Here is a 26,371-nt window from a genome sequence, read left to right as displayed (position 1 = left end):
AAATCACGAAAGTGATTTTACAGGCTAAGCAAGTTGGGGCCATTCATAGGGGACAGTTTCTAAAGTAGCGCTTATTTGGCTTTTCATTTCACTTAAGTTGAGATGCTTACCGAGGCGAAGTAGCGCTTTAAGTTTAAATACTATTTATAGCGGACATAAATGTTTCATAAACAGTGGTAGGTGTATAGTGTTTCAACGTAACATGTCCTTCATAAACCATCTGGTCGGCATCATCAATATGATTCATAGCGATGTCGATGTATTTTGCTAATGAACTAGCATCACCATAATGTGCTAAGTAACCATTAACCTGATGTGTGATGATACTTGCAGGCCCTAGTGTATCTTTAAAACTTATAACAATATTATCCTGCGCCATTGCTTCCAGTACAACCATACCAAACCCTTCATTTCTTGACGGTACGACGGTGATTTTACTTTTAGCTAATTTAGTATTAAGTTGTTGCGTTGCGGCATAAAGTGTAATTAAATCATTTAAATGATGTTGATCAATCAGTTGTTGCAAAGACTCGCGTTCTTGGCCATCTCCATATATTTCTACTTTAAAATTAAGGCGCTTAAGATCATCTTGAATTCGACGAATGCTTTCTATTAAAATATCAAAGCCTTTTTCAAATTCTAATCTACCCGCACTCATGATGATATTCTCTTTGTGAGTATCATTTTTAATTGGTCTGATGATATTAGGAATAGTATAAACAGGTGTGTTGATATGTTGCGCATAATTTAACTGATCTTGTTTCGTTAACGTTGTAATAAGATCTAATTTACGACACGCATCAAGTATATCTTGTTGATAGTGTTCTGGATATGCTTGTAAATTCATATGTTCCATTCCAATCGTCATCACATCATTAGGGTGATACTTTGATATTAAAATATTAAAACTCGCTCTAGTACCTACAAGCACATCAGTATCTACTTTTTTAATCGCTTTAATCATTTTATTTTCTACGTATTTTGAAAATTGATTTAATCCAGGTTCATGATGGTTTATTTTGATTGGTTTCAATAAGGAAGTATACTTATTAATACGATTCATAATGATTGCTTTAATGTTCTGAGGTTTTAAACGATAGTCGATTAGTGTTTTTATTTTTATATTGTTATTTATTTTAAAATAAGGTTCGTCTTGCGCACGAAAAACAGAAATAATTTCTACGTGATGCCCCTTGTCGGAAAGTGTATTAGCTAATTCAGAAACAGCTTTCACAGTTCCGCCTAAAGCATAGACATTATGCATAAAAAATGTGAATGATTTCATAGTTACACCTCTAATGATTCATAATAGTGAATTATAGCATTTCTTATGTATGTCTAATAGTAATAGCATTATCATTCGAATCGACTATCGACCTTGCTTTATCTAATAAAAGATGAAAACTTTATGTAAACACTTTTTTCATGGGGGGATTATGTATATAATTAAACTAGTTCATAAAAAGTCGATTTTACGTATAGCGTAAAGTTAATATTAAAAATTTTAATAAATAAAGAAAGCGTTTTAATTTATTAAGCCAAGGTCAATATCCTATCGACTAAAGATGTGAAAAAAAGGGGGACTGTATTGTTATGAGTTCAGTACATAGCAAAACAGATGTCATCTTAATAGGTGGCGGTATAATGAGCGCAACACTCGGAACGTTATTAAAAGAATTATCTCCAGACAAAGAAATTAAAATATTTGAAAAATTAGAACAATCTGGTGAAGAAAGTTCAAATGTTTGGAACAATGCTGGGACAGGGCACTCTGCACTGTGTGAATTAAATTACACTAAAGAAGGTAAGGAAGGTTCCGTTGACATTACGAAAGCAATTAAAATCAACGAACAATTCCAAGTCTCTAAGCAGTTTTGGGCACATTTAGTTCGAACAGGTCAATTAGAGAACCCTGCTAACTTTATTCAATCTGTGCCGCATATGAGTTTTGTTAAAGGTATCTTTAATGTGAAATTTCTTAAAAACAGAGTCGCAGCATTAAAAGAAAATATTCTATTTGAAAAAATGGATATTACTGAAGATCGTGACAAAATTAAAGAATGGGTTCCGTTAATGGTTGAAGGAAGAACATCACATGTGCCTATAGCATTATCTCGTGATGAGAGTGGTACAGATGTAAACTTCGGTGCATTAACAAAGAAACTTATTTCTAATTTAAAGGATAGAAATGTAGAAGTATCTTATAAACAAGAAGTTGAAAATATTGAGAAACTTGATAATGGAAACTGGAAAGTGACAGTTAAAGATTTAAATTCTGGTCAAAGCAAGGCGTATGAATCAGAATTTGTATTTATTGGGGCTGGCGGTGCAAGTTTACCACTTCTACAAAAAACAGGTATTAAGCAATCAAAACATATCGGTGGTTTCCCAGTAAGTGGTTTATTCTTGCGTTGTACGAATAAAGACGTGATTGAAAAACATCATGCGAAAGTTTATGGTAAAGCAAGTGTCGGTGCACCACCAATGTCAGTGCCTCATTTAGATACGCGATTTGTAAACGGTGAACGTGCTTTATTATTTGGACCGTTTGCAGGATTTTCACCTAAATTCTTAAAAACAGGTTCAAATTTAGACTTAATACGTTCAGTAAAACCAAATAATGTATTAACGATGCTTTCAGCAGGTATCAAAGAAATGGATTTAACGAAGTACCTTATTTCACAACTTATGTTAAAGCATGAGGATCGTATGAATGATTTACGTGTATTTGTGCCTAATGCGAAAGATGAAGATTGGGAAGTTATTGTTGCAGGACAACGTGTACAAGTGATCAAAGATACCGAAGATAGCAAAGGAAACTTACAATTTGGTACAGAAGTTATCACATCGGATGATGGATCACTTGCTGCCTTATTAGGCGCTTCTCCAGGTGCATCTACTGCAGTAGATATTATGCTTGATTTATTACAACGTTGTTATGGTAATGAGTTTAAAAACTGGATTCCTAAGATTAAAGAAATGGTACCTTCATTCGGTCTTAAATTAACTGAACATGAAGACGTTTATCGTGCAGTAAATAAAGAAATTCAAAAATATTTAAATGTTAAATAATCGCACTAGTTTGTATATATAACACATTATTGGCTAGCTACTCTAATTCAATTCCATGAGTAACTAGCCAATTTTTATTTCTCCCTTTTATTTAGTTGTCGATTAATTTCTGTAACGTACTTTTTGTTTGTAAAGTAAGATTTAACCCAAATCATCAAATATATAATGATGAAATAAAATGTGAATATCAAAAAATTTGAAATTTTAATTGAAAACCATCCAGCTAAAATACCAATGGGCAGTAAACCAATATAGCTAAATATGAAATGTAATAGCGTAGCACGTGTGATACTCCAGTCTGTATGCGTAAAAATAAAACTTGTCAGATAAAAAAGCAAGCCAATTAATAACCATAATATTATAGATATAAGCATGACTGTTGGTTCAGTAAAATGAGCGTAATAAAATTTTCCTAAAGTAGATATAGGAGATAAAGGATAATATTCACCTTCGGCATGAATATAACTAAAAATGATAGATAGCGTTAGTCCAATTAACAAAGGGATACTTAGAAATTTGTATAATTTTGTCATAACGATAATCGCTCCTTTATCGATTTTAAATATCTTCTGGAGGAGTAAGTGAAATCGGCATCTTTCAAATACATTCTAATGAGCCCATTTGGTTCCATATGAAGTTTTTCAATTTTATCACTATTAACTATTTCAGATTTAGAAATTCTAATAAAAGAAGTAGGTAATTTAGCTTCTAATTCATACAATCGTTCTTTTATTTTGAATTGTTTCATACCTTTAATCGCCACAACCTGATTATGATACGTTCGAAAACTGATAATCGATTTAATGTCTAGTACATAGATTGCATCCTCATATTTACCATATATTTGAGTGGCACGATCTAAATCTTCAATACAAGATATAATTTGTTGAACATCTTCATCTAACGATGGTGCATGGATGGCAACAAGTTTTTCTTTTTCATCAGGTGATATATGCAGTCTCAATTTCATATTTTAACCTCCTCCATAATTTAATTTAATCATGTTAGGGTGCTTTTTATAGTAAAAAATAAGTATCCGGTCGTTCTCACTGTGTAAGTGGTTTAAATGATTATATAAATGGCATATATTTATAAGTTTGATGTCAGTCTAATCGTAAAGGTAGTACCTCGTTGTACGTCACTAGACACACTAATTTCGCCCTGGTGTAATTTAATAATTGATTGCGTAATGGCTAGACCTAAGCCATTACTATTATCTTGCTCGTTCAGTTTATAAAATCGCTCAAAAATATGTGGTTGAGTTTCTGATGGAATCGTATTTCCTTCATTATTGACACTAAATAAAATTGAATCATTATGCTCATGAGAAAGACTAACTTCAACTGTACCACCAATTGAAGCGTACTTAATCGCATTTTGAATAAGATTAGAGAATGCTTGGTGTAATAAACGACTATTTCCTTGGAAATAAACGTCACTTAAATCAGACAACAACATTAAATCTTTATTATCTAGTTCGAATTGCTCATGACGTATAATGTCTTTAATCATCGTAGTAATGTGTATATGATCATCAAAGCGTAAATGATTGGCATTATCTAATTCTGATAGGAGAAGTAATTCCTTTGTGAGATTACTTAATCGAGTTACTTCGTCGTGAATTTCATCAATGTATGTCTGCCTTTTTTCTTGCGTCGCTGTAAATTGTAATTCTGTAAGTAAACGTTGAATATGTGTTAATGGTGTTTTGATTTCATGTGAAACATTTTGAACGAAGTGTTGTCGCATATCATCGACTTGTTTTAATGCTTGACGCATAGCGTCGAATCGATATTGTAGTGTGCCGATTTCGTCATGACGACTTTGATAAATGGGTGTATCGAAATCCCCGTGTATTAAACGCTCTGTTGCTTGCTTTAGCGTTTTTATAGGTTTAATGATTGAATAAGTTGATGCAATAACTAGGGTGATTGAAATACTTAATAAACAAATTAATAACACTGAAAGGAAAGTACGAAACTCACTAAAGGTTTCGCCTATATCTGGACGCATAAACACGGCAAGCGGTTGATGATTTTGGGTAAAGCGGACGCCTACAGTATTATCTGTTTCATTATCAAAAAATCCAGTTACAAATAATTCGAATGGCTTATTTTTGATACCGTGATAGTCCTCGCCTTGTAGAACTTGGTTGATCGCGGCGTTTGAAATCGTGTCTTGGCGAAATGGTTCACCATAAAATGTTTTATGATGTGCACGATCTACAATCATAATTTGATAGTTCATATCGCCTAGGTGTTTGAAATAGGCTTGACTATCAGATTGATTTGAAGAGGCATGAAATTGTCGTGCTTCTTTTAAAGTACGCATTATCTTAGTATCATTATGTGCTTTTAAATTGAAATGGTAATATATATTAGCGAATAGAAAGCTTACTAAAGCACTAAATAGAATAACGGTAATTGTATAGATTGCAATACGTGTATAAAGAGATTTAAACATGGGTAATCACCTTGTATCCTTGTCCACGAACCGTTTGTATCTCAATCGTGGCATTTAATTGATTTAGACGATGACGTAGTCGTTTGATATGTACGTCTATCGTTCTTTCATCTCCCTCATAATCAAACCCCCAAATGCGCTCTATTAATGTGTTGCGCGTAAAAATATGTTTTGGCTGACCACATAATAAAAATAATAATTGAAACTCTTTAGTAGGTAAATTTACATTTTTGGATCCAACAATGACTTCCATATATTCTTGAATTAAAGTCACATTGCCTAATTTTATAATATCTTGAGAATTAATTTGATAACGTCTTAGCACAGCTTTAATTCTAAATAGTAATTCTTTCACTTCAAATGGTTTCGTAACGTAATCATCTGTTCCACTCACAAATGCACGTTCTTTATCGCTTAGCGCATCTCGTGCTGTTAGCATAATAACAGGTATGTCGTAGTCATTTTTTAGCACTTGGCACAGTTCAAATCCATCCATACCAGTCATCATAATATCGACAACAGCAATATCAACTTGGTTATTTGTAAGGTATTGTAATGCGTTTTCTCCACTGGCATGTGTAACGGTTTGAATTTGAGCCGCTTCGAGATGCTGAGAAACGTAATGTAATATTTTATAGTCATCATCCACTATTAAACACTTCACCATCATTATTACTCCTTTAATTTATTTAACATGATTATATGAATAACTATATCAAAAAACAAATTCCATTAAAGTTCATATTCAGTTCATATTATGTCATTAAACTGTGTATTGAAATAGCAGTGGGAGGTAGTAAGTATGAATTTAGCATGGAAAGAAATAAAATTTTATAAATTTCGTTACACATTAATCATGTTAATCATCTTTTTATTAGGAAGTATGGTTCTATTTATTAGTGGATTAGCTCAAGGGTTAGCACGAGAAAATATATCATATTTAAACAATATGCCGGCAGAACATTATATTGTTGAAGATAATAAAGAGCCTAAGTTAGAAAGTTCACAGATGAACCAGTCTCAGAAAGATAAAATAGAAGATATCATTCATCAAGATGCCACACAAATAGGCACACAAACACTAAAAATCAATCAAGATGAGCAAGATGTTATTACATTTAATACACCAAAACATCTTAAGCCAAAACTTATAACTGGTAGCTATCCAACTCAACAAGATGAAATCGCTATAAGTGAAAAATTAACTGGTAATGATTTGAAAGTTGGAGATTACGTTTCATTTAAAGGGCATGACACGCGTTATAAAATAAGCGGGATAATGAACGAAACCATGTATTCCCATAGTTCAATGATATTAATGAATAAAGAAGCGTTTGAATCAATAAATAAGCAAGTATCAACATTCTACCCTGTTGAAAATATAAATAAAGATGACAAAGCGTCACTTAATCAAATAGACGGCATAAAAGTAGTGAACGAAAAGACGTTAACAGATAACATTGCTAGTTACCAGGCAGAGCAAATGCCACTTAATTTAATGATTATTAGCTTATTTGTTATTACAGCTATCGTATTAAGTGCATTCTTTTATGTGATGACGATTCAAAAGATCCCTCAAATAGGTATTCTAAAAGCTATTGGTATTAAGACCAAACATTTATTAACTGCACTTTTACTACAAATTGTTTTAACAACAATGGTTGGCGTTATTTTAGCATTTATTGTCATACTTATTTTGAATACGGTTATGCCAGTGACAATGCCATTTTATTTAAATTATAGTCAGGTATTATTAATGATTGCCGTATTTCTAATCGTAGGATTAATAGGTGCATTACTATCCTTTATAAAAGTACTAAGAGTAGATCCGATAGAGGCAATTGGAGGTATGGAATAATGACATTACAACTTAATCAAATTACTAAAACATTTGGTAGTGGAGATGCTCAAACAGAAGTGTTAAAAGGGATTAACTTTGAGGTCAATCAAGGCGAGTTTATTATTCTCAGTGGCGCATCTGGTTCAGGTAAATCAACACTTCTAAATATTTTAGGGGGATTATTAAGTCCTTCAAGTGGAGATATTTTATATAATGATAAGCAATTATTCTCTAATGATGTAAATCAAACCAGTCTAAGACTAAATGATATTGGATTTATCTTTCAATCATCGCATCTCGTACCTTATTTAACTGTGGAGGAACAATTAACGATTGTAGCTAAAGAAGCGGGAAGTAAACGTAAAGAGGCAAAAGAGAAAGCGCAGAGACTACTCAATGAAATAGGCTTGAGTCATCGTCTAGCTGTTTATCCACATTTGTTATCTGGAGGAGAAAAACAACGTGTGGCGATTATGAGGGCTTTTATGAATGAGCCTAAAATTATATTAGCGGATGAACCGACAGCAAGTTTAGATGCAGATAGAGCGACATCTGTTGTTCAAATGATTAAATCTCAAGTTCAAACCAAAGATATGATTGGTATTATGATCACGCATGATAAAAGATTATTTGAATATGCAGATAGAGTGATTAAAATAGAAGATGGTAAAATAGAGTTGTAAAAAGTACAAATATTGAAGTAGTTAATCATTGTAAAAAGTAAATCGTATAATAATAGTTAGATAAGAAGCGAGCACGACTAACATATGTCATTAAACGATGTTGCAAGCATAACTAATTGGGAGTTGGATGATGAATTCGTATAGAATTCTATCCAACTCCCATCTTTATGGTTTAAAATAAGATATAAATTGATGCAAAAAATAAAATTGCAAAGTAAATGGTTAAGAGTAGTTTATATTGATACATAAGCGCTAAGAAATCTCTAATTAATGCGATATTAAAGAAATGATAGGGTGTATGACTTCCGATACCATCGACTTTCATTTGATTTATTTGTGCAAATCTCATGCCACGTAAAATATGAAATTGGCTTGTGACACAAAGTATACTAGGACGATGTTTATATAGATTACGTATGATTCTTTTAGAATAATAAAAGTTTTCAAAGGTGTTGGTTGATTGATCCTCTAGGATAATATTAGACTCAGGAACCCCGTGGTCAATTAAATAATGTTTCATCGCCAATGCTTCAGATATTGGTTCATCAGGCCCTTGGCCACCGCTCACAAGCACGTTGCATGTCCTTTTTTGTTGATGATAAACGCTTAATGCACGATTTAATCTATCAGCTAACATCGGTGTAACGTTCTTTGTGAATATACCAGCACCCAATACCATAATTAACGCGTATTGATTTTGCGTGGTTATACGACCTAAAGCCGAAGACCAAGCCATATAGAGTAAGAATGCATAACATGTGCTTATAGCAATCATCGTAAGCCATAGGAAGATGCCATTGATGATTGGAATGGGCATCGTGCTAAGGTATGCAAGAATCGCCGTGAATAGTACACCTAATATGAAATGTTTCATCATTTTATTTAAAAATGTTTTTCCTTTTTTAAATGTAAAAAGATGATAATGTTTCAGTAGTAAACCAAGCGTAGTAATAATCATAAGTAGTATGAGTGTAGTAGGTAATGTCATTGTTAATACATTTATGACGGTAATCATCATGCACAATATGACAGTTATTATAAATGTTGTTAAATTTAAAAGTTGTGTAACATTGAATAATACACCTACTACAATACATAACACAATGAGAGCTAAAATAATTGCGAACATAGGAAGTACCTCGAATTTCTTTATATATATAAATGTAATCGAACCACTTACCATTTAGCAACTATTAACCACGGAATGAGGTTTTCAAGAGAATTGTTTATTGATATGATTTAACAGAGTATGTATAAACGTAATGGATGACTAATTAACAAGGAGTAAAGCAATGAGCAGAATTTCTAGAAACCACATCGAATTTATGAAACAATTCATCGATGATACCAATACTTTAACCGCCAAGCTATTAAAAGATCAACAAAGTAAGTATGGCATTTCAATGGAACAATCCAATGTACTCAGATTACTAAGCCATCATCATGCATTATCAATTACAGAAATAACGGAGAGTTAATAAAGCAGCGGTGAGTAGACGTATCAAGAAACTCATTGACAGTGGCTTCGTAGCATTACAAAAATCTAATACCAATATTGATCAACGCCTGAAATATGTTGTTTTAACAGACAAAGGTCGTCAATATACTGAAGAAAATAATGAGATTGTTAGTGACATTGTCAGTGATATGGTGGCAGACTTATCAAGTAAAGATATTGAGAAAGCGTTAAGTGTATTATATATAATAGATGAAAGAGTAAAAAAATTTAATTCAAAAGTTTAAATTAGTATGAAGCTTTAGACCGATTATTATATAATAGATATCATATTCTTAACTTGAACGTACAATATCAATCGTTAAATTTAATATAGTAGTGGGGAAGTTGGTGACTAAATGAGTACATGTCCGAAATGTGGACAGAAAATTGACAATAATAGCCTGAATAAGTGTCCTAATTGTGGGAAGAAATATAAAAAATCAGACAGCAAAGACAAGCAAATCCATACCCCTCAAACCAACACATCAAATATTAAGATTAGAAAGTTTATTCCTTGGGCAATTGTTGCATTTATTGTTATATTGCTCGTCATTGTATTTTTATTGGTAAGGAATTATAACACGCCTGACGCGCAAACTAAAATTTTAGTTAATGCTATTGATAATAATGATTCACAAAAGGTCGCAACGTTATTAAGTTCTAAAAATTCTCATATCGATTCGGATGAAGCGAGCGTCTATATTGACTACATTAGAAGTGAAGTCGGTATGAAAAAATTTGCACATGATATTAGATCAACTGTTGAAACATTAAATAAAAGTGATTCCAAAGAGGCAATTAATTTAAAAACACGTGCAGGGAATAATTACTTACGTGTGAGTAAAAACGGAACTCGATTACTCATATTTGATAATATGAGTTACACCGCACCAACAAAACAAGCAATTGTTAAACCTAAGCTTGATACGAAATATGAGTTCAAAGATGGCGGTAAAAAGAAAACTGTTATTGCTGATGCCAATAAAACAACGTCACTTGGTAGATATATTCCAGGCATATATTCTATTGATGCTAAAAAGGAAACAGAGTATGGCACATTTAGCGGTCAGCTTAAATTTGATTTTAGATATGGTAAAGGAAACACAGTTGAAGTAAATGAAAATTTCAATGAGGCACTATTAACCGTAAAATTAAAAGGAAAAAGTGACTTAGATAAAAATTCACTAAAAGTTGAAATTAATGATAAACAAATGAAATACAGTCGATCTAGAGAGTATGGACCGTATCCTCAAACGAAAGATGTGACCGTATCTGCCTTAGGAAAGGCTAAAGGAAAAACATTCCGTACAGAGACTAAAACAATTAAAGCAAGAGACTTAGGTAATATTAATAGTGCAGTATTAGAGTTTGATGATGAAGAGATTAGTGATTATATTGAAGAAAAAGAAGCCGAAGAAAATAGCTTGAAAACAAAATTGAGTCATTTCTTTAACAATTATTCTTTAACACTAAATAGCGCTATTTCTCAAGGTAACTTTAATTTAGTAAGCACATTTTTAAAAGATAAATCCAGCATCTATAAAATGATAGAAAATAATTTAAATCATTCAGCTGCTTTCATAAATCCTCAAATTATTAGTGCCAGTCAACAAGGTAACACGATTAACACTAAAGTGCAGCATCTGAATAGTAATGGTCAATATGAAATTACGGATTATGAATTAACTGAGGATCATCATACCGGGAATCTTCAACTCGTTGATTCAAAATAAATTGAACGATACCAAGTGTCACTGACTAAACTGAGAAAATGCTTCAATCAAGCTTTTCTCAGTTTTAATCATACTTGCATGCAGGGATTACTAAAAAGCATGTCATTAAGAAATGCTATAAGCAACGCAAGCTGGGGTGGGACAACGAATTGAATAAATCATTCCGTCCTACGCCCGCTCGTTCTTTTTTTAATACATAGAAAATATGAAACCTACAAAGGTGGGATACGTTAATGGATATAGAGCAAAACCAAAGAAAACATTCACCCTTATTTATTATTATATTAGGTGCTTTAACTGCCATAGGTGCCTTATCGATAGATATGTTTTTACCAGGACTACCTGAATTAAAGAATGATTTTAATACGACGACAGCTAATGCACAACTTACACTATCGTTATTTATGATAGGTTTAGGATTAGGTAACTTATTTGTAGGTCCTATATCTGATAGTATGGGACGTAAGAAACCATTAGTTATTTCTATGGTTGTATTCGCTTTAGCAAGTTTGGGTATAGTATTCGTTGAGAATATTTGGGTTATGGTATTTCTAAGATTTGTTCAAGGATTTACAGGTGGTGCTGGCGCGGTTATATCAAGAGCCGTTGCGAGTGACATGTATCGTGGGAACGAACTGACGAAGTTTTTAGCGTTACTCATGCTTGTTAATGGTGTCGCACCTGTAATAGCACCGGCTTTAGGAGGATTAATCTTAAGTTTTGCTGTTTGGCGAATGGTATTTGTCATTTTAACGATATTTGGTGTGTTAATGGTACTAGGCTCAGTATTTAAAGTCCCTGAATCTTTATCAGTAGCCCAGCGTGATAGTAGTGGAGTTAAAGTCATTTTTACTAATTTTAAAAGTTTACTTACAACACCTCGATTTGTGTTACCAATGTTAATACAAGGTGTTACATTTATTATGTTATTTAGTTATATATCAGCGTCGCCATTTTTAGTTCAAAAAATATATGGTGTTTCACCATTACATTTCAGTTGGATGTTTGCTGGCATAGGCATTACACTCATCATTGCAAGTCAAATTGCAGGTAAACTGGTAGACTATTTTCATCCACAAGCATTGTTACGTGCATTTACAGCTGTTCAAATTTTAGGCGTCGTTATCGTGTCACTAACATTGTTGAATCACTGGCATTTTGCATTATTAGTTATAGGGTTTATTGTATTAGTTGCCCCAGTAACCGGTGTAGCAACTTTAGGATTTTCAATTGCAATGGAAGAGCGTACGACTGGAAGCGGAAGCGCATCAAGTTTGTTAGGGTTATTGCAATCGTTATTAGGCGGACTTGTCACACCGCTTGTTAATTTAAAAGGTGAATATAATAGTATGCCGTACATTATTATAATTAGCCTCACAGCTATTTTACTTATCCTTTTACAATTATTAAATGTTAAAGTGTTTAAACATGATAAAGCATAAACAAAGTAGCCAATAAATGAAAGGTTCATTCATTTATTGGCTACTTTGTTTGATATTGACTTTTAAACTTCAATATGACTATCTTTGAACTTTTAACGTGTTAGCAAGTAACGCACTTGCGACTTCATCAGGACTTTCTTGACACCCTAATCGTAACCAATTTAATATTACACCGATTTGCCCACTCATTGTGTATGTAATAAAGAAGGGGACATTTTGAATGGTTGTATGATTTTCTCCTAAAATGTTTGTGTAATATTGTTTCGTAATCTCAATATATTCCATTACTAATGCTTTGTTTGGATGAGAAATAAAAATGGCATGGTAAAATGCTTTCTTTCTATAAATATATTTTAAAATAATATGAAAGAATTTATAAACTTTCTCAGGGTTCTTTTTAATGTTATCGAAGTTAAAAGAAAATGCGTTTAGTAGATGTTCATATTTATTTAAATGATAATTTTGAATTTTAGATAGCAAATCATATTTATCTTGAAAGTGATCATAGAAAGTTGAGCGATTGACATTACTATTTGCACAAATCATCTTGATGGATATATCTTCAATGGGATGAATTTCTAATAAATCGATTAAGCTTTTGATTATTTTATATTTAGCATTTTGTTTCATCGTGTCACCTAATTTATCTATAACTTCACATAGCCGACAATTTAGCGATAATTGTTGGTGTTATTTTTATGTATATGTCTTTATAATATTAAAAGTGATTTTGAAAAAGCAAATAGGAGGAAATGTTCAATGAAAAAAATGGTGTTAATTAATATCATCACTATCGTTGTTCTTGTTGTAGTCGGTATCGTAGGTTTCTACTTATATCATAATGCTACAAGTTATGTAACAACTGATAATGCCAAAGTTGATGGAAATCAAATTCAAATCTCTAGTCCAACTTCAGGTCAAATTAAATCTCTTGATGCAAAACAAGGGGACAAACTTAAAAAAGGTGACAAAGTAGCAGAAGTGAGTGGTCAAAGCCAAAGCGGTGAGTCACAAACTATGGATATCAAAATGCCACAAAACGGTACAATCGTTAAAACAAGTGGTATGGAAGGTTCAGTTGCACAAGCAGGTTCACCAATTGCTTATGCTTACAATTTAGATGATTTATATATTACAGCAAATATTGACGAAAAAGATGTTAGCAGTGTAGAAAAAGGCGACAAAGTTGATGTAACTATTGACGGTCAAGATTCTGATATTGACGGTAAAGTTGAAGAAGTAGGCCAAGCGACTGCAGCTAGCTTCTCATTAATGCCATCATCTAACACTGACGGTAACTACACTAAAGTATCACAAGTAGTACCAGTTAAAATTTCTTTAGATTCTGCACCATCTAAAAATGTTGTTCCTGGAATGAACGCTGAAGTTAAAATTCATAAAAACTAAGGGGGTCATAGAATGACAACGACCTTCATTGTTGGATATATTGTTTTAGCGGTCATTTTAGTTGGTTTAGTTAACGTTCTTGTGTTGAAATCACGCAAGAAACGTAAGAACCAAACTAAGGGACAACACGTAAATGAAGAATCTAAAAGTCAAAGTAATCCATCTAAATTTAAAATCAGTGACTTAGACCGAGATCAAGCGTCAAAACGTACGCAAGATGCTCACCATGATGATCATCAATTTCGTCACTTAAACACAGAAGATCGACACATTGAAAATGATAAACGCAAAGATCATTTCGAGAATGAACAAGATCAACAAGATCATGCCTCAGAGCAAATACATCCTGAGCAAAAGCAAGCATCACATTCCTTACATTATTCTGATGATGCTACTGAGGATGATAAACAAGATGATGATGTAAATAATCAACATCTACCAAAAGATTCAATTTATGAACCGATTAATCCCGCTTCTCAAGAAGGACGCGTCAACGAACGCATCAAAAAACAAAAAGAAGATTTTGTGTTTGGAAAAGGGATTACAAGAAATAAAATTTTAGCTGCAATGTTGTTTGGTATGTTTATTGCCATCTTAAACCAAACATTACTTAACGTTGCATTGCCTAAAATCAATACAGAATTCAATATTTCGGCATCAACTGGACAATGGTTGATGACAGGTTTCATGTTAGTTAATGGTATTTTAATCCCGATTAGTGCATTCTTATTTAATAAATATTCGTATCGTAAGTTATTTATTATTGCACTTTTATTATTCACGATTGGGTCTTTAGTCTGTGCACTTTCGAATAACTTCCCAATGATGATGGGTGGACGTGTACTTCAAGCCATTGGTGCTGGTGTATTAATGCCATTAGGTTCTAACGTCATCGTTACAATCTTCCCACCAGAAAAACGTGGGGTTGCAATGGGAACAATGGGTATAGCAATGATATTGGCACCAGCAATTGGACCTACGTTATCAGGTTATATCGTACAAAACTATCATTGGAATGTTATGTTCTATGGTATGTTCTTCCTAGGTATTGCAGCAATGATTTTTGGTTACTTCTGGTTCAGACTGTACCAAAAAACAACAAATCCAAGAGCCGACTATCAAGGTATTGTTTATAGTACGATTGGATTTGGTGCATTATTATATGGTTTCAGTGAAGCCGGAAATAAAGGCTGGGGTTCAACTGAAATTGTAATTATGTTTATTATTGGTGTAATATTTATTGTTGCATTCGTTATTCGTGAATTAACAATGAGAGCACCAATGTTAAACCTTGAAGTGTTGAAATCATCAACATTTACACTTACAACTATTATTAATATGGTTGTAATGATGAGTTTATTCGGTGGTATGATTTTATTACCAATTTACTTACAAAACTTACGTGGCTTCTCAGCACTAGATTCAGGATTATTATTACTTCCTGGTTCGTTAGTAATGGGTATCTTAGGCCCAATTACTGGTAAGCTACTTGATACAATCGGTTTAAAACCATTAGCATTATTTGGTATAGCAGTAATGACTTATGGAACATGGGAACTTACAAAATTAAATATGGATACATCATATCTTCATATTATGAGTATTTATGTTATTCGATCATTTGGTATGGCATTCGTTATGATGCCACTTATGACAGCAGCGATTAACGCACTGCCACCAAGACTAATCTCTCACGGTAATGCATTCCTTAATACAATGAGACAATTAGCAGGTTCAATTGGTACGGCGATTCTTGTTACTGTTATGACAACGCAAACAACAAATCATGTTGGTGCGTTTGCAGATGAATTAGATAAAACAAACCCTGTGATTCAAGATCATGTACGTCAAATGGCGGCACAATATGGCGGTCAATCTGAAGCATTACAAGCTATCTTGAAATATGTTAACCAGCTTGCATATATCGAAGGCATTAACGATGCATTCTGGATTGCGACTGGATTAGCTTTCTTAGCATTTGTTTTAAGTTTATTCTTAAAAGGTAAAAAAGGCGCTGATGCAGAACATGAAAGAATGATGCATGCGGAAAGTAAAAAATTTAAATAAAATGATGTTGGGGGACATTATTTTTAAAGTATCGGTACACTTTGATAAGTGTGATCGATATTTTTTTTATTACAACAATAAAAGCCATTGTGACTTGAGTTTAACGTCGACAATGGCATAAGAGAGATTATTTAATAGTGTAATGATTTGTTTTACGATTTCTAAAAAAGAAACTAATTATTAATAAGGCTAAACTACATACTAATAAAATAAGCGCATTATGAATGGCGTCAGCTTCATTAATAATTTGGTTTGCTGAAACATTCAAAGAAAAACTTTGTAATTTATCTGCAATACGTTGACCAATTACTTGTATGGCATAACCAAAATAGATGGACATTATGAGCATAATAGAAATAATAATAAAATTAAAAATCTTTAGTAAAGTTCGATTAAAGATTATCGTTAAAGCAGTGATGATCAAACTTACAATTGCTAAAATAAAAAATACATTAAATACTAATACAAGGCGATTAGCTATGTCTTCTAAATTGGTTAATTGACTTAAATTAATGTTAAGTGCGCCTATTTGTGTAACCGTATTTTGAAAATCTTTGATTTGAGCATAACTGATAGGTTGGTTGGCAAAGGCTAAATTGAAGATAGGCTGTTTATACATACTATAACCAGTGATAGCTACTAATACGAAAATAATCATTTGAATCATCAAACTCACCCAAGATCTTCTTTTTCGATTGTGACGATGAGAACGAGGATAATATTGATTATGAATAGGTGGTCTATCATCATATTGGATTGTTTTTCTTTCTGACACTTTTCTAACTCCTTTACTATAATTCATTGTTTTCTAAGTTTGACTAATTTATACTGAATTTAATGTGCAAATAACAATATTATATTAAATAATTAATCGAGAATTTTTAGAACATAATTTCAATTATATCGTTTTTTGAGCTTAATGTAATAACGTTTAAGTAATTTATTATTAATTAAGGAAGGTAGAATTTTATGAGATCACACATGGTTAATCGAATCATCAATCGATACTTACTGCACAACCGCTCAATATTGTTTGATAATGATTCGGATTTTGATACGTTTATGGACAAGAGAAAAGACATTAATCAAGCTAAACATAAACAACCTTCAAGTTTAAATGTTAAGTCTAATTTAGATAAGTTGTCACTCGATGAGATGCAAGTATTTAGATTCAACTTCCGCCATGAAACAAAAAAGAAAATACTTTATATTCATGGTGGTTATAATACACTACAACCCTCTCCATTTCATTGGAGATTTATGGATAAACTTACGCTAAGTACATTGTATGAAGTCGTACTACCTATTTATCCTAAAACGCCAGAACACCATATTGATGACACATTTAAAGCGATAGATGCTGTGTATCAGTCTTTATTAGAAGAAGTAGATGCAAAACACATTGTCATTATGGGCGATGGTACAGGAGGCGCTTTAGCTTTAAGTTACGTTCAACAACTTATAGCTAAAAAGCAACCACTACCTAATAAAGTATATCTATTGTCGCCAATGTTAGATGCGACGCTAACTAACCCAGAAATTACTGAGGACTTAATGAATAAAGATCGATTCGTAAATAGAGATGGTTTACATCGCATATTCAATGTATGGACGCAAGGGGAAGCCTTGGCTAATCCATTAATTTCACCTATTTATGGACAACTTCAAGATTTACCACCAGTTGTGCTATTTGGTGGTGGCAGAGAAATTTATTATCCAGATATGAAACGTTTTGTCTATAATATGGAGGACAATGGCCAATCTGTTCAATTCTTTGAATATCCTAAAATGTTCCATGATTTCCCATTATTTCCTATACATGAATCTCACAAAGTAATTAAACAAATCGCTAAAACGATTGACGTATAATGGGTATTAAATTGAATAACGTTTAGCGTTTGAAATCCTCAACATCATATGGGCAACGTAGCAAATGCGTCGTAATCGACTGAATTAATAAGGCAAGCGAATTCAGTATGCGTTTGCACTGGTATGCTTTGCATGCGGGGCTCCAGCAAAGAGCGTTTCACCAAGCAATTTTACAAACAAAGCAGAATGGGAGTGGACGACGAATTTAAAAAGAATGTTGTCCTATGCGCGCCTCTATTTCTATATCATAAATTATTCGTATCTATGTGCATTAATACTGTTTAAGCAAGTGCTGTACTTGAGTCGTGATTTGTTTTTGGCCTAAGTGATGATAATGGTTATCTATCACTTGGGCTAAATCTGTTTGTGATGCCAGTTGTTGTTCCGATAATGCATTTAAATTTGAAGTATCATCCGTGAATTCATTGATATAACGATGCACAACATGTTGTAAGTGTTGATCATCAATTTCCGCTTCAGTGATATTTCGTAGAGCTTCAATCGCTTGTTTTTGTCCTTGATGATAACTTATATTAAATGCTCTTTTCAGTAATTCTTGACTTGGACCGTTCATAAATAATTGTTTTGTCGTATTGAGTGCGATTAAATCTACTTTTAAATCATCGTTTAAATCATATAATAATTCTAATAGTTGATTGCGGAATGTTCGTCCCATGTTTTAGTTCTCCTTTTTAGGTATGCCAATTTGATGACCCAATTGTTTAGGCCAATCGATCGTACCTTGCTGTTGATAATAACGCGCAATATTTTGGTGATAGTCGGTTGGAAACGGTGCTGATTTGCGTTTGTTAGTATCAATCCCCATCATAATGACTTCGTTCGTTGCAGCTAACTCATCCTTATTGTTATAAAGCATTAAAAAGAAATGCACACGTTTATAGTCATAGTCATAAATATAAACTTCGATTCGATAAGTGGAATCAAGGGACAACTCTACAAGATACGTCGTATGTTCTTCTAATGTAAACATTGTGTAATGAAGGATTTCGCGTTCTTCTAAAGAAAGTCCATGTGTGTAATTAAATTCGTTTACAGCTGCACTAAATGCTTTATTATATTCTGAATCATGCATATGATTGTTATGATCAATTTGAGATGCATGTACAACATTGTTAATAACTAATGGATTGCTCATCTTATCAGACCTCACTCATATATGGATGCTTCTATTTTACTAAATAAAATTAACACATACACATGATTTAATTCATGGTAGAATGAAAGACGTATGGTCATGCAGGAGGTAAATGTAACGATGACAATGACGATTCGATATCAAACTAAAAATCAATCACTTACACAAGTTGACAGTGTTGACGATATTCCTGAAGCAGCAACAATTGTTTGGTTCGATTTTGAAAATGCAACACAAGCAGAGAATGATTACTTAGTCAGTCAATTTGAATTTAACTATCTAGAGTTAGAGGATGCAATTACTGGTGTACCACGTGTAAAATATAAATCCTATGAATCATATCAATATTTAGTCTTTCATAGCATGTACAGAGATGATTTTTCTCCAATCTCTTTGAATGTATTTCTAAATGAGAAAGTATTGGTTACGTATCATCATAAACATTTCGAATCATTAAATGAAGTGGCAAAGATGAACGCACATCACCATGATCCTGACTTAGATTGTGCAGATATAGTGATACATATATTAGATATGATGGTAGATAAATATTTTGAGTTCGTATATACAATTGAAGATAAAACGTATAACTTTGAAGACGCGCATGTAGATGACACTCAAAGTAAAAAGATTATGGATAATGTCTTTCAAATTAAATCCGATTTAATCAAGATTAAGAGGGTATTGTTCCCTATGCAAGAATTGGTAAATACCATTAAAACAGAAGGTAATTTAATTGTAGATAGTAAGCATTCAATGTATATTCAACATATCGACGACCATCTTATTAAACAGAATAATATCATCAGAACATCACAAGAGATGGCTAATGAAATAAGAGAGAACTTCGAATCTTATTCATCATTTAGAATGAACAGTATTATGCAAGTACTTACGTTAGTGTCAGTTATTTTCTCTCCTTTAACATTTATTGCAGGTGTATATGGCATGAATTTCGAGTACATGCCAGAACTTAAATGGCACTATAGTTATCCTATTTGTATGGTGGTCATGTTAATTATAGCTATCGCATTGATTATCTTTTTCAAAAGAAAAAAATGGTTCTAATATAATTTGAAATTTTATTATTTAAAGTAAAGGTAGGTACAAAGATGAGTGATTTTCAAAGAGAACAGAGGAAAAATGAACATGTCGAAATAGCAATGGCTCAAAGTGATGCACCGCAATCAGACTTTGATCGAATGCGATTTGTACATCATTCCATCCCTAGTATTAATGTAAATGATGTGGACTTAACAAGTCACACGACGGATTTTGATATGACGTATCCAGTTTATATTAATGCGATGACTGGTGGTAGTGAATGGACGAAACAAATTAATGAGAAACTTGCAATCGTGGCTCGAGAAACTGGATTAGCGATGGCAGTAGGGTCAACACATGCTGCGTTAAGAAATCCTAAAATGGCTGAATCGTTTAGTATTGCACGTCAAACCAACCCAGAAGGTACTATTTTTAGTAATGTTGGTGCAGATGTTCCTGTAGATAAAGCAGTTGAAGCGGTGAAATTATTGGATGCTCAAGCGCTACAAATACATGTTAATGCACCGCAAGAACTCGTTATGCCTGAAGGAAATCGAGAATTTTCAACATGGTTAGATAATGTAGCCTCTATCGTTCAACGTGTAGATGTGCCGGTCATTATTAAAGAAGTTGGCTTCGGCATGAGTAAAGAATTATACAAAGACTTAATTGATGTAGGTGTGACTTATGTTGATGTAAGTGGTAAAGGTGGAACGAACTTTGTCACAATCGAAAATGAACGTCGCACAAACAAAGATATGGACTATCTTGCAAATTGGGGACAGTCAACCGTTGAGTCTTTACTAGAAAGTTCGGCTTATCAAGATTCACTCAATGTCTTTGCTAGTGGTGGTGTACGAACACCATTAGATGTCGTTAAGAGTTTGGCTTTAGGTGCGAAAGCAGTAGGGATGTCTCGACCATTTTTAAACCAAGTTGAAAATGGCGGCATTACGACAACGATTGAATATGTTGAATCATTTATTGCACATACGAAATCAATAATGACGATGTTAGATGCAAGAGATATTAGCGAATTAAAACAAAGTAAGTTAGTATTCGATCAGAAGTTAATGTCATGGATAGACCAACGTGGTTTAGACATTCATCGAGGATAATCTAAAATAATTAATATCAGATAATACAAAAAAGCAAGTTGAGCGTACAAATGCTCAACTTGCTTTTTAGATAGTGTAAACATCAATTTTAATTTCCAAAAATATTCATAAAGCCCATGACGATTGGTACGCCAGCTAGGTCAATTAAGAAGGCGCCAACAATTGGCACGACTAAATAGGATTTAGGTGAACTACCATATTTCTTAGTGATAACATCTAGGTTCGCCATTGCATTTGGTGTGGCACCTAAACCATGACCAATAAAACCACCGGCCATGACTGCAGCATCATAGTCCTTACCAAGCACTCTAAATAAAATAAAGAATGCAAATAACGAAATAAATACCACTTGGACTAAGACGATGGCGATAAGTGGTAATGCGAGAGAATATACTTGCGTAAGTTGAATACTCATCAATGCTAATGATAAGAATAATCCTAATGCCACATCACCAATTTGGTCATTGAGTTTTAAATCAATGAGTTGTAGGTTCGCATATTCTGATATGTTACGAATTGCTACGGCTACAAACATAGAACCGACATACATAGGTAAACTTTGACCAGTTAAATTTGAAAATTGATCGCCTATCCAAGTTCCTACAGACATACATACTGCAATAATGGTTAATTGAATAAAGAATACTTGCGTTGGTTCGTATTTGCCGTGCAGGACTTCATTTGATTCAACTTTACTATAATCTTTAAACGTATCGTCACTATTTTCTGGTTTTAAATTATAGCGTTTAATGAGTGCTTTTACTAAAGGTCCACCCACTAATCCGCCAAATACTAAACCTAAAGTTGCTGCAGCAAGTGCTGCTGTAACAGCTGAATCGATATTAAAACTTTCTTCTAATGTTTTACCATAAGCGGCAGCATTACCATGCCCACCTTCCATTGACATTGAACCTGCAGTTAAACCTAATAATGGTTTAATATGTAATACTTTAGCTAATGAGATACCAATGAAGTTTTGGCATATTGCTAGAAACGCACAGCATACAAAATATAATATTAATACTTTTCCACCAATTTTAAATAATTTGAATGATGCACCTAAGCCAATGGTAGTAAAGAACACCATCATGAAGAAATCTTGAATAAAGCTAGCATCTAATTTAATTTGAATAATATTGAATGTATCTAAGATCGCAACTAGAATTGCAAATAATAAGCCTCCTATTACGGGAGGTGGTATACAAATTCTTTGTAAAAATGAAACGTGTTTGACGATAAATTCACCTAATAAAAATAACAGACAGGCGAGACATAATGTTGTGACTGCATCTAATTCCATTTTTATAGCCCCCTTAAGAAACGATTTAAAAAATAAATAGCACTTGATGTAAGCGCTATAAATCCCCATATATAACATTATACATATAAAAAATATAGATTTCTAGGATAGTAATTATGATTTTGTATAATAAGAACTTTTAATAAGTTTAAAAAAGTATAAAAAAATAATCCTAATATTAATTTTTAAAGTGATTACAATTAATATTATTTTGTAAAAATGCTCTAGAATCTGACGTACAAGTCACATTTCTAGAGCAAAATAATGCGTATTAGCTTTATTTATTTCCAAGTTTCATCGGGGTTGGAACAGTCTGATTTACGCATATGAGAAACGAAAGGGTTGCCTTTGACGGTGTATCGTAACGGTTTAGTTGTCCAATCGCCTTTATTGGGTATGCCAATTCGAGCACTTTCCACAATGTCTCTTGGGTATTTACGATGTTTCGTATCTATAGATAAACGACAATCATTCAATGTGGCACCATCAATTGCCCTAGGGATATTAAAGGCCTTTGTCCATTTACCCGGACCATTCGTTAAGTCATATCCTGATTTATTACGATTCTGCTTCATCGCTTCAATGCCGTCTAAAGGTTCAATAGCACGAATCAATACACCTTCAGGGACACCTTCATTTCGTGTTACGAAGTTTATCAATAAGTGCGTATGCATCACATGTCCATAAATGGTACCACCTTTTTTGTATAGTGACGTTACTTTCGGTGTTTGTCTCCCGCCAAACCCGTGAGCAGCACGATCTGAAAATCCTAAATAAGCCTCAGTTTCGACTATATAGCCACTATACATTTGAAATTCGTCCTGATAGATGACTTTGACACCGAGTAACGCTTTAGCAGTTTCTATCGTCGGTTTTGATACAAAATCCACAAATTCACCTTCTTCTTGTAATAATAAATGCATGTATATCATGAAGCTAAAGTTTTGACTGGTATAACACAATGACAATATATTATGATAGCCATTATAATTGAAGTGAACGAATAATGAAATGACTTAATATCTATGTCATATATAATTGACTATTAGCCTGTTAAATCGTTATGATGATGAATATGGGATGTTGAAAGAAGTGTGGAACAATGAATAAAGTGAAAGTATATCGAGGTGTAAAGAAAATCTCTCAACTAGAACTTGCACGTTCGGTTGGTGTATCACGTCAAACCATCAATATGATAGAGAATGACAAATATAATCCGTCATTAAAATTATGTATTAATATCGCTAAAACACTAGAAGTGACTTTAAATGATTTATTCTGGGAGGTTGAGGAAGATTAAAGATAATGACGCTTTGAAAGAACAAATCATAACATTGAAAGCAAAACTTGGCATTGTAAGTTTAAATTTCTTATGCGCTATTGCTATATTCGCAATGTTTAATGATTTGCAACGTGAGTTTCTTTCACCATTTTTTATTGGTAGTGTATTTCTTTTAATCGTTATCGTGTGTAAATTAACGATTCATTCAGAAACCGTAGAGGACATTCATATTTATGTACATGATTTTAGTGACAAATCAAAACTGAATCATTATTCCAAATTAAAAAGAATTATTTATCTCACCGTATGGATAATATATATCATTGTTGTCGCTAATATTTTAACGCCGAACCTTAATCATACGAATCATTATGAGTGGGTATTTAAACCAAGTTGGCTAATCATTGGTGTCGGTGTCATAGTTGCATTATGTATGTTTGATGATAAACGTATTAAATATACAGATATGAACACACCAAACTTAGAGAATCGTGGCGCTACACCAAGAGGCATATTGAATTTAATCCCCAATTATAGATATGCTGATGAACAACAAAAATTTGTCATATTAAATGTCCATGCGACAAATTTTAATTGGATAATGATAGGATTAAGCATTGTGAGTGTGATTGATGTCATTATTGAATTCGCCATGCATCGTTTCCCTTTAGTCGCTATCATAGCACTCATATATAGTGTCATTCTATTGCTTATTGTCAAAGTTAAGACGAAGCACTTATGTAAGTTGCATGATGAATAAAATAGCCATTAAACGCTATCTATTAAATTTCTAATAGATAGCGTTTTCATTTTTTAATTTATATAAAATCTATGGAATATTAATAAAAAAAGTGTAACAATATGTATGTGGAAAAGTCAGTGCTTAAAATTTAAATAGATAAAGGTATGATTGGATTGATACAATGAGGCTAACTTTAGTAATCGTTGGAGGTCATTTCTATGCTTTATTCAATCTTTATCTTTTTATTAGCAGGTCTCTGTGAAATTGGTGGTGGCTATCTAATTTGGTTGTGGTTAAGGGAAGGACAATCAAGTTGGTTGGGATTTATTGGTGGCGTTATATTAATGATGTATGGTGTCATTGCAACATTCCAGTCGTTTCCAACTTTCGGTCGTGTTTATGCTGCTTATGGTGGCGTGTTTATTGTAATGAGCTTAATATGGGCATACATTGTCGATAAACAAGCACCTGATAAGTATGATCTAATTGGGGCATGCATCTGTGTGATTGGTGTATGCGTTATGATATTACCGAACAGAACCTGATTAAGCGTGTTTAAGAGGGAGACGTAAGTAATGATAGTTGAAGTAGAAAAGCAAAGACATGGTATTGACTTAATCAAAATTGATAACGATGAAACGAATATTGTATTCACCAACTTTGGTGCGCGCGTCGTTTCGTGGAAATACCATGATAACAACATCGTTTTAGGCAATAAAGTTGAAGCGGATGAATTTTATCCATCTAATCCTTTTCATTTTGGTGCTACAATTGGTCGCTATGCAGGTCGTATTGGTAATGCCAGCTTTAATTTAAATGGTGAAACATATCAACTTGAAGCGAATAATCACCTGCATCACCTTCATGGTGGCAGTAATGGTTTAGATCAAAGACTTTTTAATTACGACATCCAAGATAACATTACAAATATAAAGATTACCTTTACTGTTCAACTTAAGTCTATGGAAGATGGGTACCCAGGAGATATGTTTATTAAAGTGATTCACACATATGATGTAGAACACCGATGGACAGTAGAATATGAGGCACAATCGAATCAAGATACACTATTTAATCCAACGAATCACGTCTATTTCAATTTAAATAGAGATAACAATGTTATAGATAATCACAAGATTAAGAGTGAACAATTAAATATGTATCCAGTTGACAGTCATAATTTAATTACAAGCACAAGTCCAATTGATTTAGTAACAATATTTAAATCAAATTGCATTTCGTTTAGTGATATTTTTAACTCAGACAATGCCCAATTGAAAGAACAGGTTGGTGCAAGAAATGGGTTGGATCATCCATTCGATGTTGGAAACAAGCAATTTTTCATTGAGAATGATGAGTTCTTATTAGATGTTACTACAACAATGCCGAATGTCGTCATCTTTACGTTTAATGATACGACAAGTTGGGATAGTGATTTTAATATTTATAAAGCGCACTCAGGTGTATCTCTAGAAACACAATTTTTACCTAATGATATTAATGTGTATGGTAATAAAGCACAATCTATTTTAAAAGCGAATGACACATTTTACGCAAAGACAATGTATCACGTAGCAGAAAAATAATATAAAAATAGTAAGGGACAGAGGAAGAAATACGATTTTCACAAAATTTATTTCTTCCTCTGTCCCTTA

The 26,371-nt window shown here is 33.0% G+C and carries 26 protein-coding genes and 1 pseudogene; 15 read left to right on the top strand and 12 right to left on the bottom strand.

The genetic code is table 11. The features are described from left to right. Positions 1 to 133 precede the first annotated feature (133 nt). On the bottom strand, positions 134 to 1,285 hold the full coding sequence (locus JVV30_RS12095) for a glycosyltransferase family 4 protein (RefSeq protein ID WP_204194309.1): 1,152 nt from the start codon (positions 1,283 to 1,285) through the stop codon (positions 134 to 136). Positions 1,286 to 1,593: 308 nt separating this feature from the next. Here JVV30_RS12095 and mqo point away from each other — a divergent pair, with 308 nt between their 5' ends. Next, positions 1,594 to 3,072 carry a malate dehydrogenase (quinone) gene (gene mqo, locus JVV30_RS12090; protein ID WP_070854589.1) on the top strand — a complete coding sequence of 493 codons (1,479 nt, stop codon included), beginning with the start codon at positions 1,594 to 1,596 and terminating at the stop codon, positions 3,070 to 3,072. A gap of 74 nt (positions 3,073 to 3,146) precedes the next feature. Here the strand turns inward: mqo and JVV30_RS12085 are convergent, their stop codons facing one another. The 4 genes from JVV30_RS12085 to JVV30_RS12070 form a co-directional block, all read right to left on the bottom strand. Further along, positions 3,147 to 3,605 (bottom strand): DUF3021 domain-containing protein, encoded by a 459-nt coding sequence (locus tag JVV30_RS12085; protein ID WP_070854590.1) that lies wholly within the window; start codon positions 3,603 to 3,605, stop codon positions 3,147 to 3,149. Next, positions 3,602 to 4,042, bottom strand: coding sequence for a LytTR family DNA-binding domain-containing protein (locus JVV30_RS12080; protein ID WP_070854591.1), 441 nt, complete (start codon positions 4,040 to 4,042; stop codon positions 3,602 to 3,604). Before JVV30_RS12080 ends, JVV30_RS12085 begins: the two co-directional genes overlap by 4 nt. Before the next feature lie 119 nt (positions 4,043 to 4,161). Continuing rightward, a complete protein-coding gene (locus tag JVV30_RS12075; protein ID WP_070854592.1) occupies positions 4,162 to 5,535 on the bottom strand; it encodes a sensor histidine kinase in 1,374 nt (457 codons plus the stop codon). After that, positions 5,528 to 6,202, bottom strand: a complete 675-nt coding sequence (locus JVV30_RS12070; protein WP_053028646.1) for a response regulator transcription factor — start codon at positions 6,200 to 6,202, stop codon at positions 5,528 to 5,530. The genes JVV30_RS12075 and JVV30_RS12070 overlap by 8 nt, the downstream gene beginning before the upstream one ends. Positions 6,203 to 6,337: 135 nt before the next feature. On the opposite strand from JVV30_RS12070, the gene JVV30_RS12065 reads away from it, so the two are divergent. Both JVV30_RS12065 and JVV30_RS12060 read left to right on the top strand, forming a co-directional pair. Continuing rightward, positions 6,338 to 7,393: an ABC transporter permease gene (locus JVV30_RS12065; RefSeq protein WP_070854593.1), complete on the top strand. Its 1,056-nt coding sequence runs from the start codon at positions 6,338 to 6,340 to the stop codon at positions 7,391 to 7,393. Further along, positions 7,393 to 8,058 carry an ABC transporter ATP-binding protein gene (locus tag JVV30_RS12060; RefSeq protein WP_070854594.1) on the top strand — a complete coding sequence of 222 codons (666 nt, stop codon included), beginning with the start codon at positions 7,393 to 7,395 and terminating at the stop codon, positions 8,056 to 8,058. Before JVV30_RS12065 ends, JVV30_RS12060 begins: the two co-directional genes overlap by 1 nt. A 172-nt stretch (positions 8,059 to 8,230) precedes the next feature. Here the strand turns inward: JVV30_RS12060 and JVV30_RS12055 are convergent, their stop codons facing one another. Beyond that, positions 8,231 to 9,187 carry a YdcF family protein gene (locus JVV30_RS12055; protein ID WP_070854595.1) on the bottom strand — a complete coding sequence of 319 codons (957 nt, stop codon included), beginning with the start codon at positions 9,185 to 9,187 and terminating at the stop codon, positions 8,231 to 8,233. 163 nt (positions 9,188 to 9,350) lie between these two features. Here JVV30_RS12055 and JVV30_RS12050 point away from each other — a divergent pair. From JVV30_RS12050 to JVV30_RS12040, 3 genes and pseudogenes are all read left to right on the top strand, one after another. Continuing rightward, a pseudogene (locus JVV30_RS12050) lies at positions 9,351 to 9,801 on the top strand (MarR family winged helix-turn-helix transcriptional regulator). A gap of 111 nt (positions 9,802 to 9,912) precedes the next feature. Further along, on the top strand, positions 9,913 to 11,289 hold the full coding sequence (locus JVV30_RS12045; RefSeq protein ID WP_053028642.1) for a membrane-associated protein TcaA: 1,377 nt from the start codon (positions 9,913 to 9,915) through the stop codon (positions 11,287 to 11,289). Between the two features lie 233 nt (positions 11,290 to 11,522). Then, positions 11,523 to 12,731 carry a putative multidrug effflux MFS transporter TcaB gene (locus JVV30_RS12040; RefSeq protein ID WP_070854596.1) on the top strand — a complete coding sequence of 403 codons (1,209 nt, stop codon included), beginning with the start codon at positions 11,523 to 11,525 and terminating at the stop codon, positions 12,729 to 12,731. A 78-nt stretch (positions 12,732 to 12,809) separates the two neighbouring features. On the opposite strand, the gene JVV30_RS12035 is transcribed toward JVV30_RS12040, so the two are convergent. Next, complete coding sequence (locus JVV30_RS12035; protein ID WP_053028640.1) at positions 12,810 to 13,361, bottom strand: TetR/AcrR family transcriptional regulator; 552 nt, start codon at positions 13,359 to 13,361, stop codon at positions 12,810 to 12,812. Positions 13,362 to 13,490: 129 nt separating this feature from the next. Between JVV30_RS12035 and JVV30_RS12030 the strand changes: the two genes are divergently transcribed. Both JVV30_RS12030 and JVV30_RS12025 read left to right on the top strand, forming a co-directional pair. Next, positions 13,491 to 14,138, top strand: a complete 648-nt coding sequence (locus JVV30_RS12030; RefSeq protein ID WP_070854597.1) for an HlyD family efflux transporter periplasmic adaptor subunit — start codon at positions 13,491 to 13,493, stop codon at positions 14,136 to 14,138. A gap of 12 nt (positions 14,139 to 14,150) precedes the next feature. Next, on the top strand, positions 14,151 to 16,205 hold the full coding sequence (locus tag JVV30_RS12025) for a DHA2 family efflux MFS transporter permease subunit (protein ID WP_070854598.1): 2,055 nt from the start codon (positions 14,151 to 14,153) through the stop codon (positions 16,203 to 16,205). 127 nt (positions 16,206 to 16,332) lie between these two features. Here JVV30_RS12025 and JVV30_RS12020 read toward each other — a convergent pair whose 3' ends face one another. Further along, positions 16,333 to 16,980, bottom strand: a complete 648-nt coding sequence (locus JVV30_RS12020) for a hypothetical protein (RefSeq protein ID WP_070854599.1) — start codon at positions 16,978 to 16,980, stop codon at positions 16,333 to 16,335. 194 nt (positions 16,981 to 17,174) lie between these two features. Between JVV30_RS12020 and JVV30_RS12015 the strand changes: the two genes are divergently transcribed. Next, positions 17,175 to 18,074 carry an alpha/beta hydrolase fold domain-containing protein gene (locus JVV30_RS12015; RefSeq protein ID WP_204194308.1) on the top strand — a complete coding sequence of 300 codons (900 nt, stop codon included), beginning with the start codon at positions 17,175 to 17,177 and terminating at the stop codon, positions 18,072 to 18,074. 271 nt (positions 18,075 to 18,345) lie between these two features. Here JVV30_RS12015 and JVV30_RS12010 read toward each other — a convergent pair whose 3' ends face one another. Further along, the gene (locus JVV30_RS12010) at positions 18,346 to 18,750 is read right to left on the bottom strand and encodes a hypothetical protein (RefSeq protein WP_204194307.1); all 405 of its coding nucleotides are present in this window, start codon (positions 18,748 to 18,750) and stop codon (positions 18,346 to 18,348) included. Between the two features lie 3 nt (positions 18,751 to 18,753). After that, the gene (locus JVV30_RS12005) at positions 18,754 to 19,230 is read right to left on the bottom strand and encodes a thioesterase family protein (RefSeq protein WP_070854602.1); all 477 of its coding nucleotides are present in this window, start codon (positions 19,228 to 19,230) and stop codon (positions 18,754 to 18,756) included. Between the two features lie 120 nt (positions 19,231 to 19,350). On the opposite strand from JVV30_RS12005, the gene corA reads away from it, so the two are divergent. Together corA and fni are read left to right on the top strand one after the other, a co-directional pair. Then, positions 19,351 to 20,298 (top strand): magnesium/cobalt transporter CorA, encoded by a 948-nt coding sequence (gene corA / locus JVV30_RS12000; protein ID WP_053028633.1) that lies wholly within the window; start codon positions 19,351 to 19,353, stop codon positions 20,296 to 20,298. A gap of 44 nt (positions 20,299 to 20,342) precedes the next feature. Further along, on the top strand, positions 20,343 to 21,392 hold the full coding sequence (fni, locus tag JVV30_RS11995; RefSeq protein ID WP_070854603.1) for a type 2 isopentenyl-diphosphate Delta-isomerase: 1,050 nt from the start codon (positions 20,343 to 20,345) through the stop codon (positions 21,390 to 21,392). 88 nt (positions 21,393 to 21,480) lie between these two features. Here the strand turns inward: fni and gltS are convergent, their stop codons facing one another. Next, positions 21,481 to 22,692 carry a sodium/glutamate symporter gene (gltS, locus tag JVV30_RS11990; protein ID WP_075108062.1) on the bottom strand — a complete coding sequence of 404 codons (1,212 nt, stop codon included), beginning with the start codon at positions 22,690 to 22,692 and terminating at the stop codon, positions 21,481 to 21,483. 281 nt (positions 22,693 to 22,973) lie between these two features. Next, positions 22,974 to 23,582, bottom strand: a complete 609-nt coding sequence (locus JVV30_RS11985) for a DNA-3-methyladenine glycosylase (protein ID WP_053028630.1) — start codon at positions 23,580 to 23,582, stop codon at positions 22,974 to 22,976. A 212-nt stretch (positions 23,583 to 23,794) separates the two neighbouring features. Between JVV30_RS11985 and JVV30_RS11980 the strand changes: the two genes are divergently transcribed. The 4 genes from JVV30_RS11980 to JVV30_RS11965 all read left to right on the top strand — a co-directional run bounded on the left by JVV30_RS11980 (position 23,795) and on the right by JVV30_RS11965 (position 26,302). Next, the gene (locus tag JVV30_RS11980) at positions 23,795 to 23,992 is read left to right on the top strand and encodes a helix-turn-helix transcriptional regulator (protein ID WP_070854605.1); all 198 of its coding nucleotides are present in this window, start codon (positions 23,795 to 23,797) and stop codon (positions 23,990 to 23,992) included. Beyond that, positions 23,979 to 24,734, top strand: coding sequence for a hypothetical protein (locus JVV30_RS11975; protein ID WP_239469376.1), 756 nt, complete (start codon positions 23,979 to 23,981; stop codon positions 24,732 to 24,734). The genes JVV30_RS11980 and JVV30_RS11975 overlap by 14 nt, the downstream gene beginning before the upstream one ends. A gap of 200 nt (positions 24,735 to 24,934) precedes the next feature. Further along, positions 24,935 to 25,261, top strand: a complete 327-nt coding sequence (locus tag JVV30_RS11970; protein ID WP_070854607.1) for a YnfA family protein — start codon at positions 24,935 to 24,937, stop codon at positions 25,259 to 25,261. Between the two features lie 30 nt (positions 25,262 to 25,291). After that, positions 25,292 to 26,302: an aldose epimerase family protein gene (locus JVV30_RS11965; RefSeq protein WP_070854608.1), complete on the top strand. Its 1,011-nt coding sequence runs from the start codon at positions 25,292 to 25,294 to the stop codon at positions 26,300 to 26,302. Positions 26,303 to 26,371: the final 69 nt, after the last annotated feature.

It is taken from the genome of Staphylococcus sp. GDY8P47P, from assembly GCF_016892225.1.
Lineage (GTDB): Bacteria > Bacillota > Bacilli > Staphylococcales > Staphylococcaceae > Staphylococcus > Staphylococcus borealis.
The sequence above is the reverse complement of the archived record's forward strand: the minus strand, read 5'-3'. Positions and strand labels throughout refer to the sequence as shown.

What these genes read in the sequence shown, in the direction of transcription:
- JVV30_RS12035 (WP_053028640.1), bottom strand. Translation starts at nt 13,361, where the DNA reads ATGAAACAAAATGCTAAATATAAAATAATCAAAAGCTTAATCGATTTA.
- JVV30_RS12005 (WP_070854602.1), bottom strand. Translation starts at nt 19,230, where the DNA reads ATGAGCAATCCATTAGTTATTAACAATGTTGTACATGCATCTCAAATT.
- corA (WP_053028633.1), top strand. Translation starts at nt 19,351, where the DNA reads ATGACAATGACGATTCGATATCAAACTAAAAATCAATCACTTACACAA.
- mqo (WP_070854589.1), top strand. Translation starts at nt 1,594, where the DNA reads ATGAGTTCAGTACATAGCAAAACAGATGTCATCTTAATAGGTGGCGGT.
- JVV30_RS12045 (WP_053028642.1), top strand. Translation starts at nt 9,913, where the DNA reads ATGAGTACATGTCCGAAATGTGGACAGAAAATTGACAATAATAGCCTG.
- JVV30_RS12095 (WP_204194309.1), bottom strand. Translation starts at nt 1,285, where the DNA reads ATGAAATCATTCACATTTTTTATGCATAATGTCTATGCTTTAGGCGGA.
- JVV30_RS12055 (WP_070854595.1), bottom strand. Translation starts at nt 9,187, where the DNA reads ATGTTCGCAATTATTTTAGCTCTCATTGTGTTATGTATTGTAGTAGGT.
- JVV30_RS12025 (WP_070854598.1), top strand. Translation starts at nt 14,151, where the DNA reads ATGACAACGACCTTCATTGTTGGATATATTGTTTTAGCGGTCATTTTA.
- JVV30_RS12085 (WP_070854590.1), bottom strand. Translation starts at nt 3,605, where the DNA reads ATGACAAAATTATACAAATTTCTAAGTATCCCTTTGTTAATTGGACTA.
- JVV30_RS11965 (WP_070854608.1), top strand. Translation starts at nt 25,292, where the DNA reads ATGATAGTTGAAGTAGAAAAGCAAAGACATGGTATTGACTTAATCAAA.
- JVV30_RS12060 (WP_070854594.1), top strand. Translation starts at nt 7,393, where the DNA reads ATGACATTACAACTTAATCAAATTACTAAAACATTTGGTAGTGGAGAT.
- JVV30_RS12065 (WP_070854593.1), top strand. Translation starts at nt 6,338, where the DNA reads ATGAATTTAGCATGGAAAGAAATAAAATTTTATAAATTTCGTTACACA.
- JVV30_RS11980 (WP_070854605.1), top strand. Translation starts at nt 23,795, where the DNA reads ATGAATAAAGTGAAAGTATATCGAGGTGTAAAGAAAATCTCTCAACTA.
- gltS (WP_075108062.1), bottom strand. Translation starts at nt 22,692, where the DNA reads ATGGAATTAGATGCAGTCACAACATTATGTCTCGCCTGTCTGTTATTT.
- JVV30_RS12075 (WP_070854592.1), bottom strand. Translation starts at nt 5,535, where the DNA reads ATGTTTAAATCTCTTTATACACGTATTGCAATCTATACAATTACCGTT.
- JVV30_RS11970 (WP_070854607.1), top strand. Translation starts at nt 24,935, where the DNA reads ATGCTTTATTCAATCTTTATCTTTTTATTAGCAGGTCTCTGTGAAATT.
- JVV30_RS12015 (WP_204194308.1), top strand. Translation starts at nt 17,175, where the DNA reads ATGAGATCACACATGGTTAATCGAATCATCAATCGATACTTACTGCAC.
- JVV30_RS12010 (WP_204194307.1), bottom strand. Translation starts at nt 18,750, where the DNA reads ATGGGACGAACATTCCGCAATCAACTATTAGAATTATTATATGATTTA.
- JVV30_RS12070 (WP_053028646.1), bottom strand. Translation starts at nt 6,202, where the DNA reads ATGGTGAAGTGTTTAATAGTGGATGATGACTATAAAATATTACATTAC.
- fni (WP_070854603.1), top strand. Translation starts at nt 20,343, where the DNA reads ATGAGTGATTTTCAAAGAGAACAGAGGAAAAATGAACATGTCGAAATA.
- JVV30_RS12030 (WP_070854597.1), top strand. Translation starts at nt 13,491, where the DNA reads ATGAAAAAAATGGTGTTAATTAATATCATCACTATCGTTGTTCTTGTT.
- JVV30_RS12080 (WP_070854591.1), bottom strand. Translation starts at nt 4,042, where the DNA reads ATGAAATTGAGACTGCATATATCACCTGATGAAAAAGAAAAACTTGTT.
- JVV30_RS12040 (WP_070854596.1), top strand. Translation starts at nt 11,523, where the DNA reads ATGGATATAGAGCAAAACCAAAGAAAACATTCACCCTTATTTATTATT.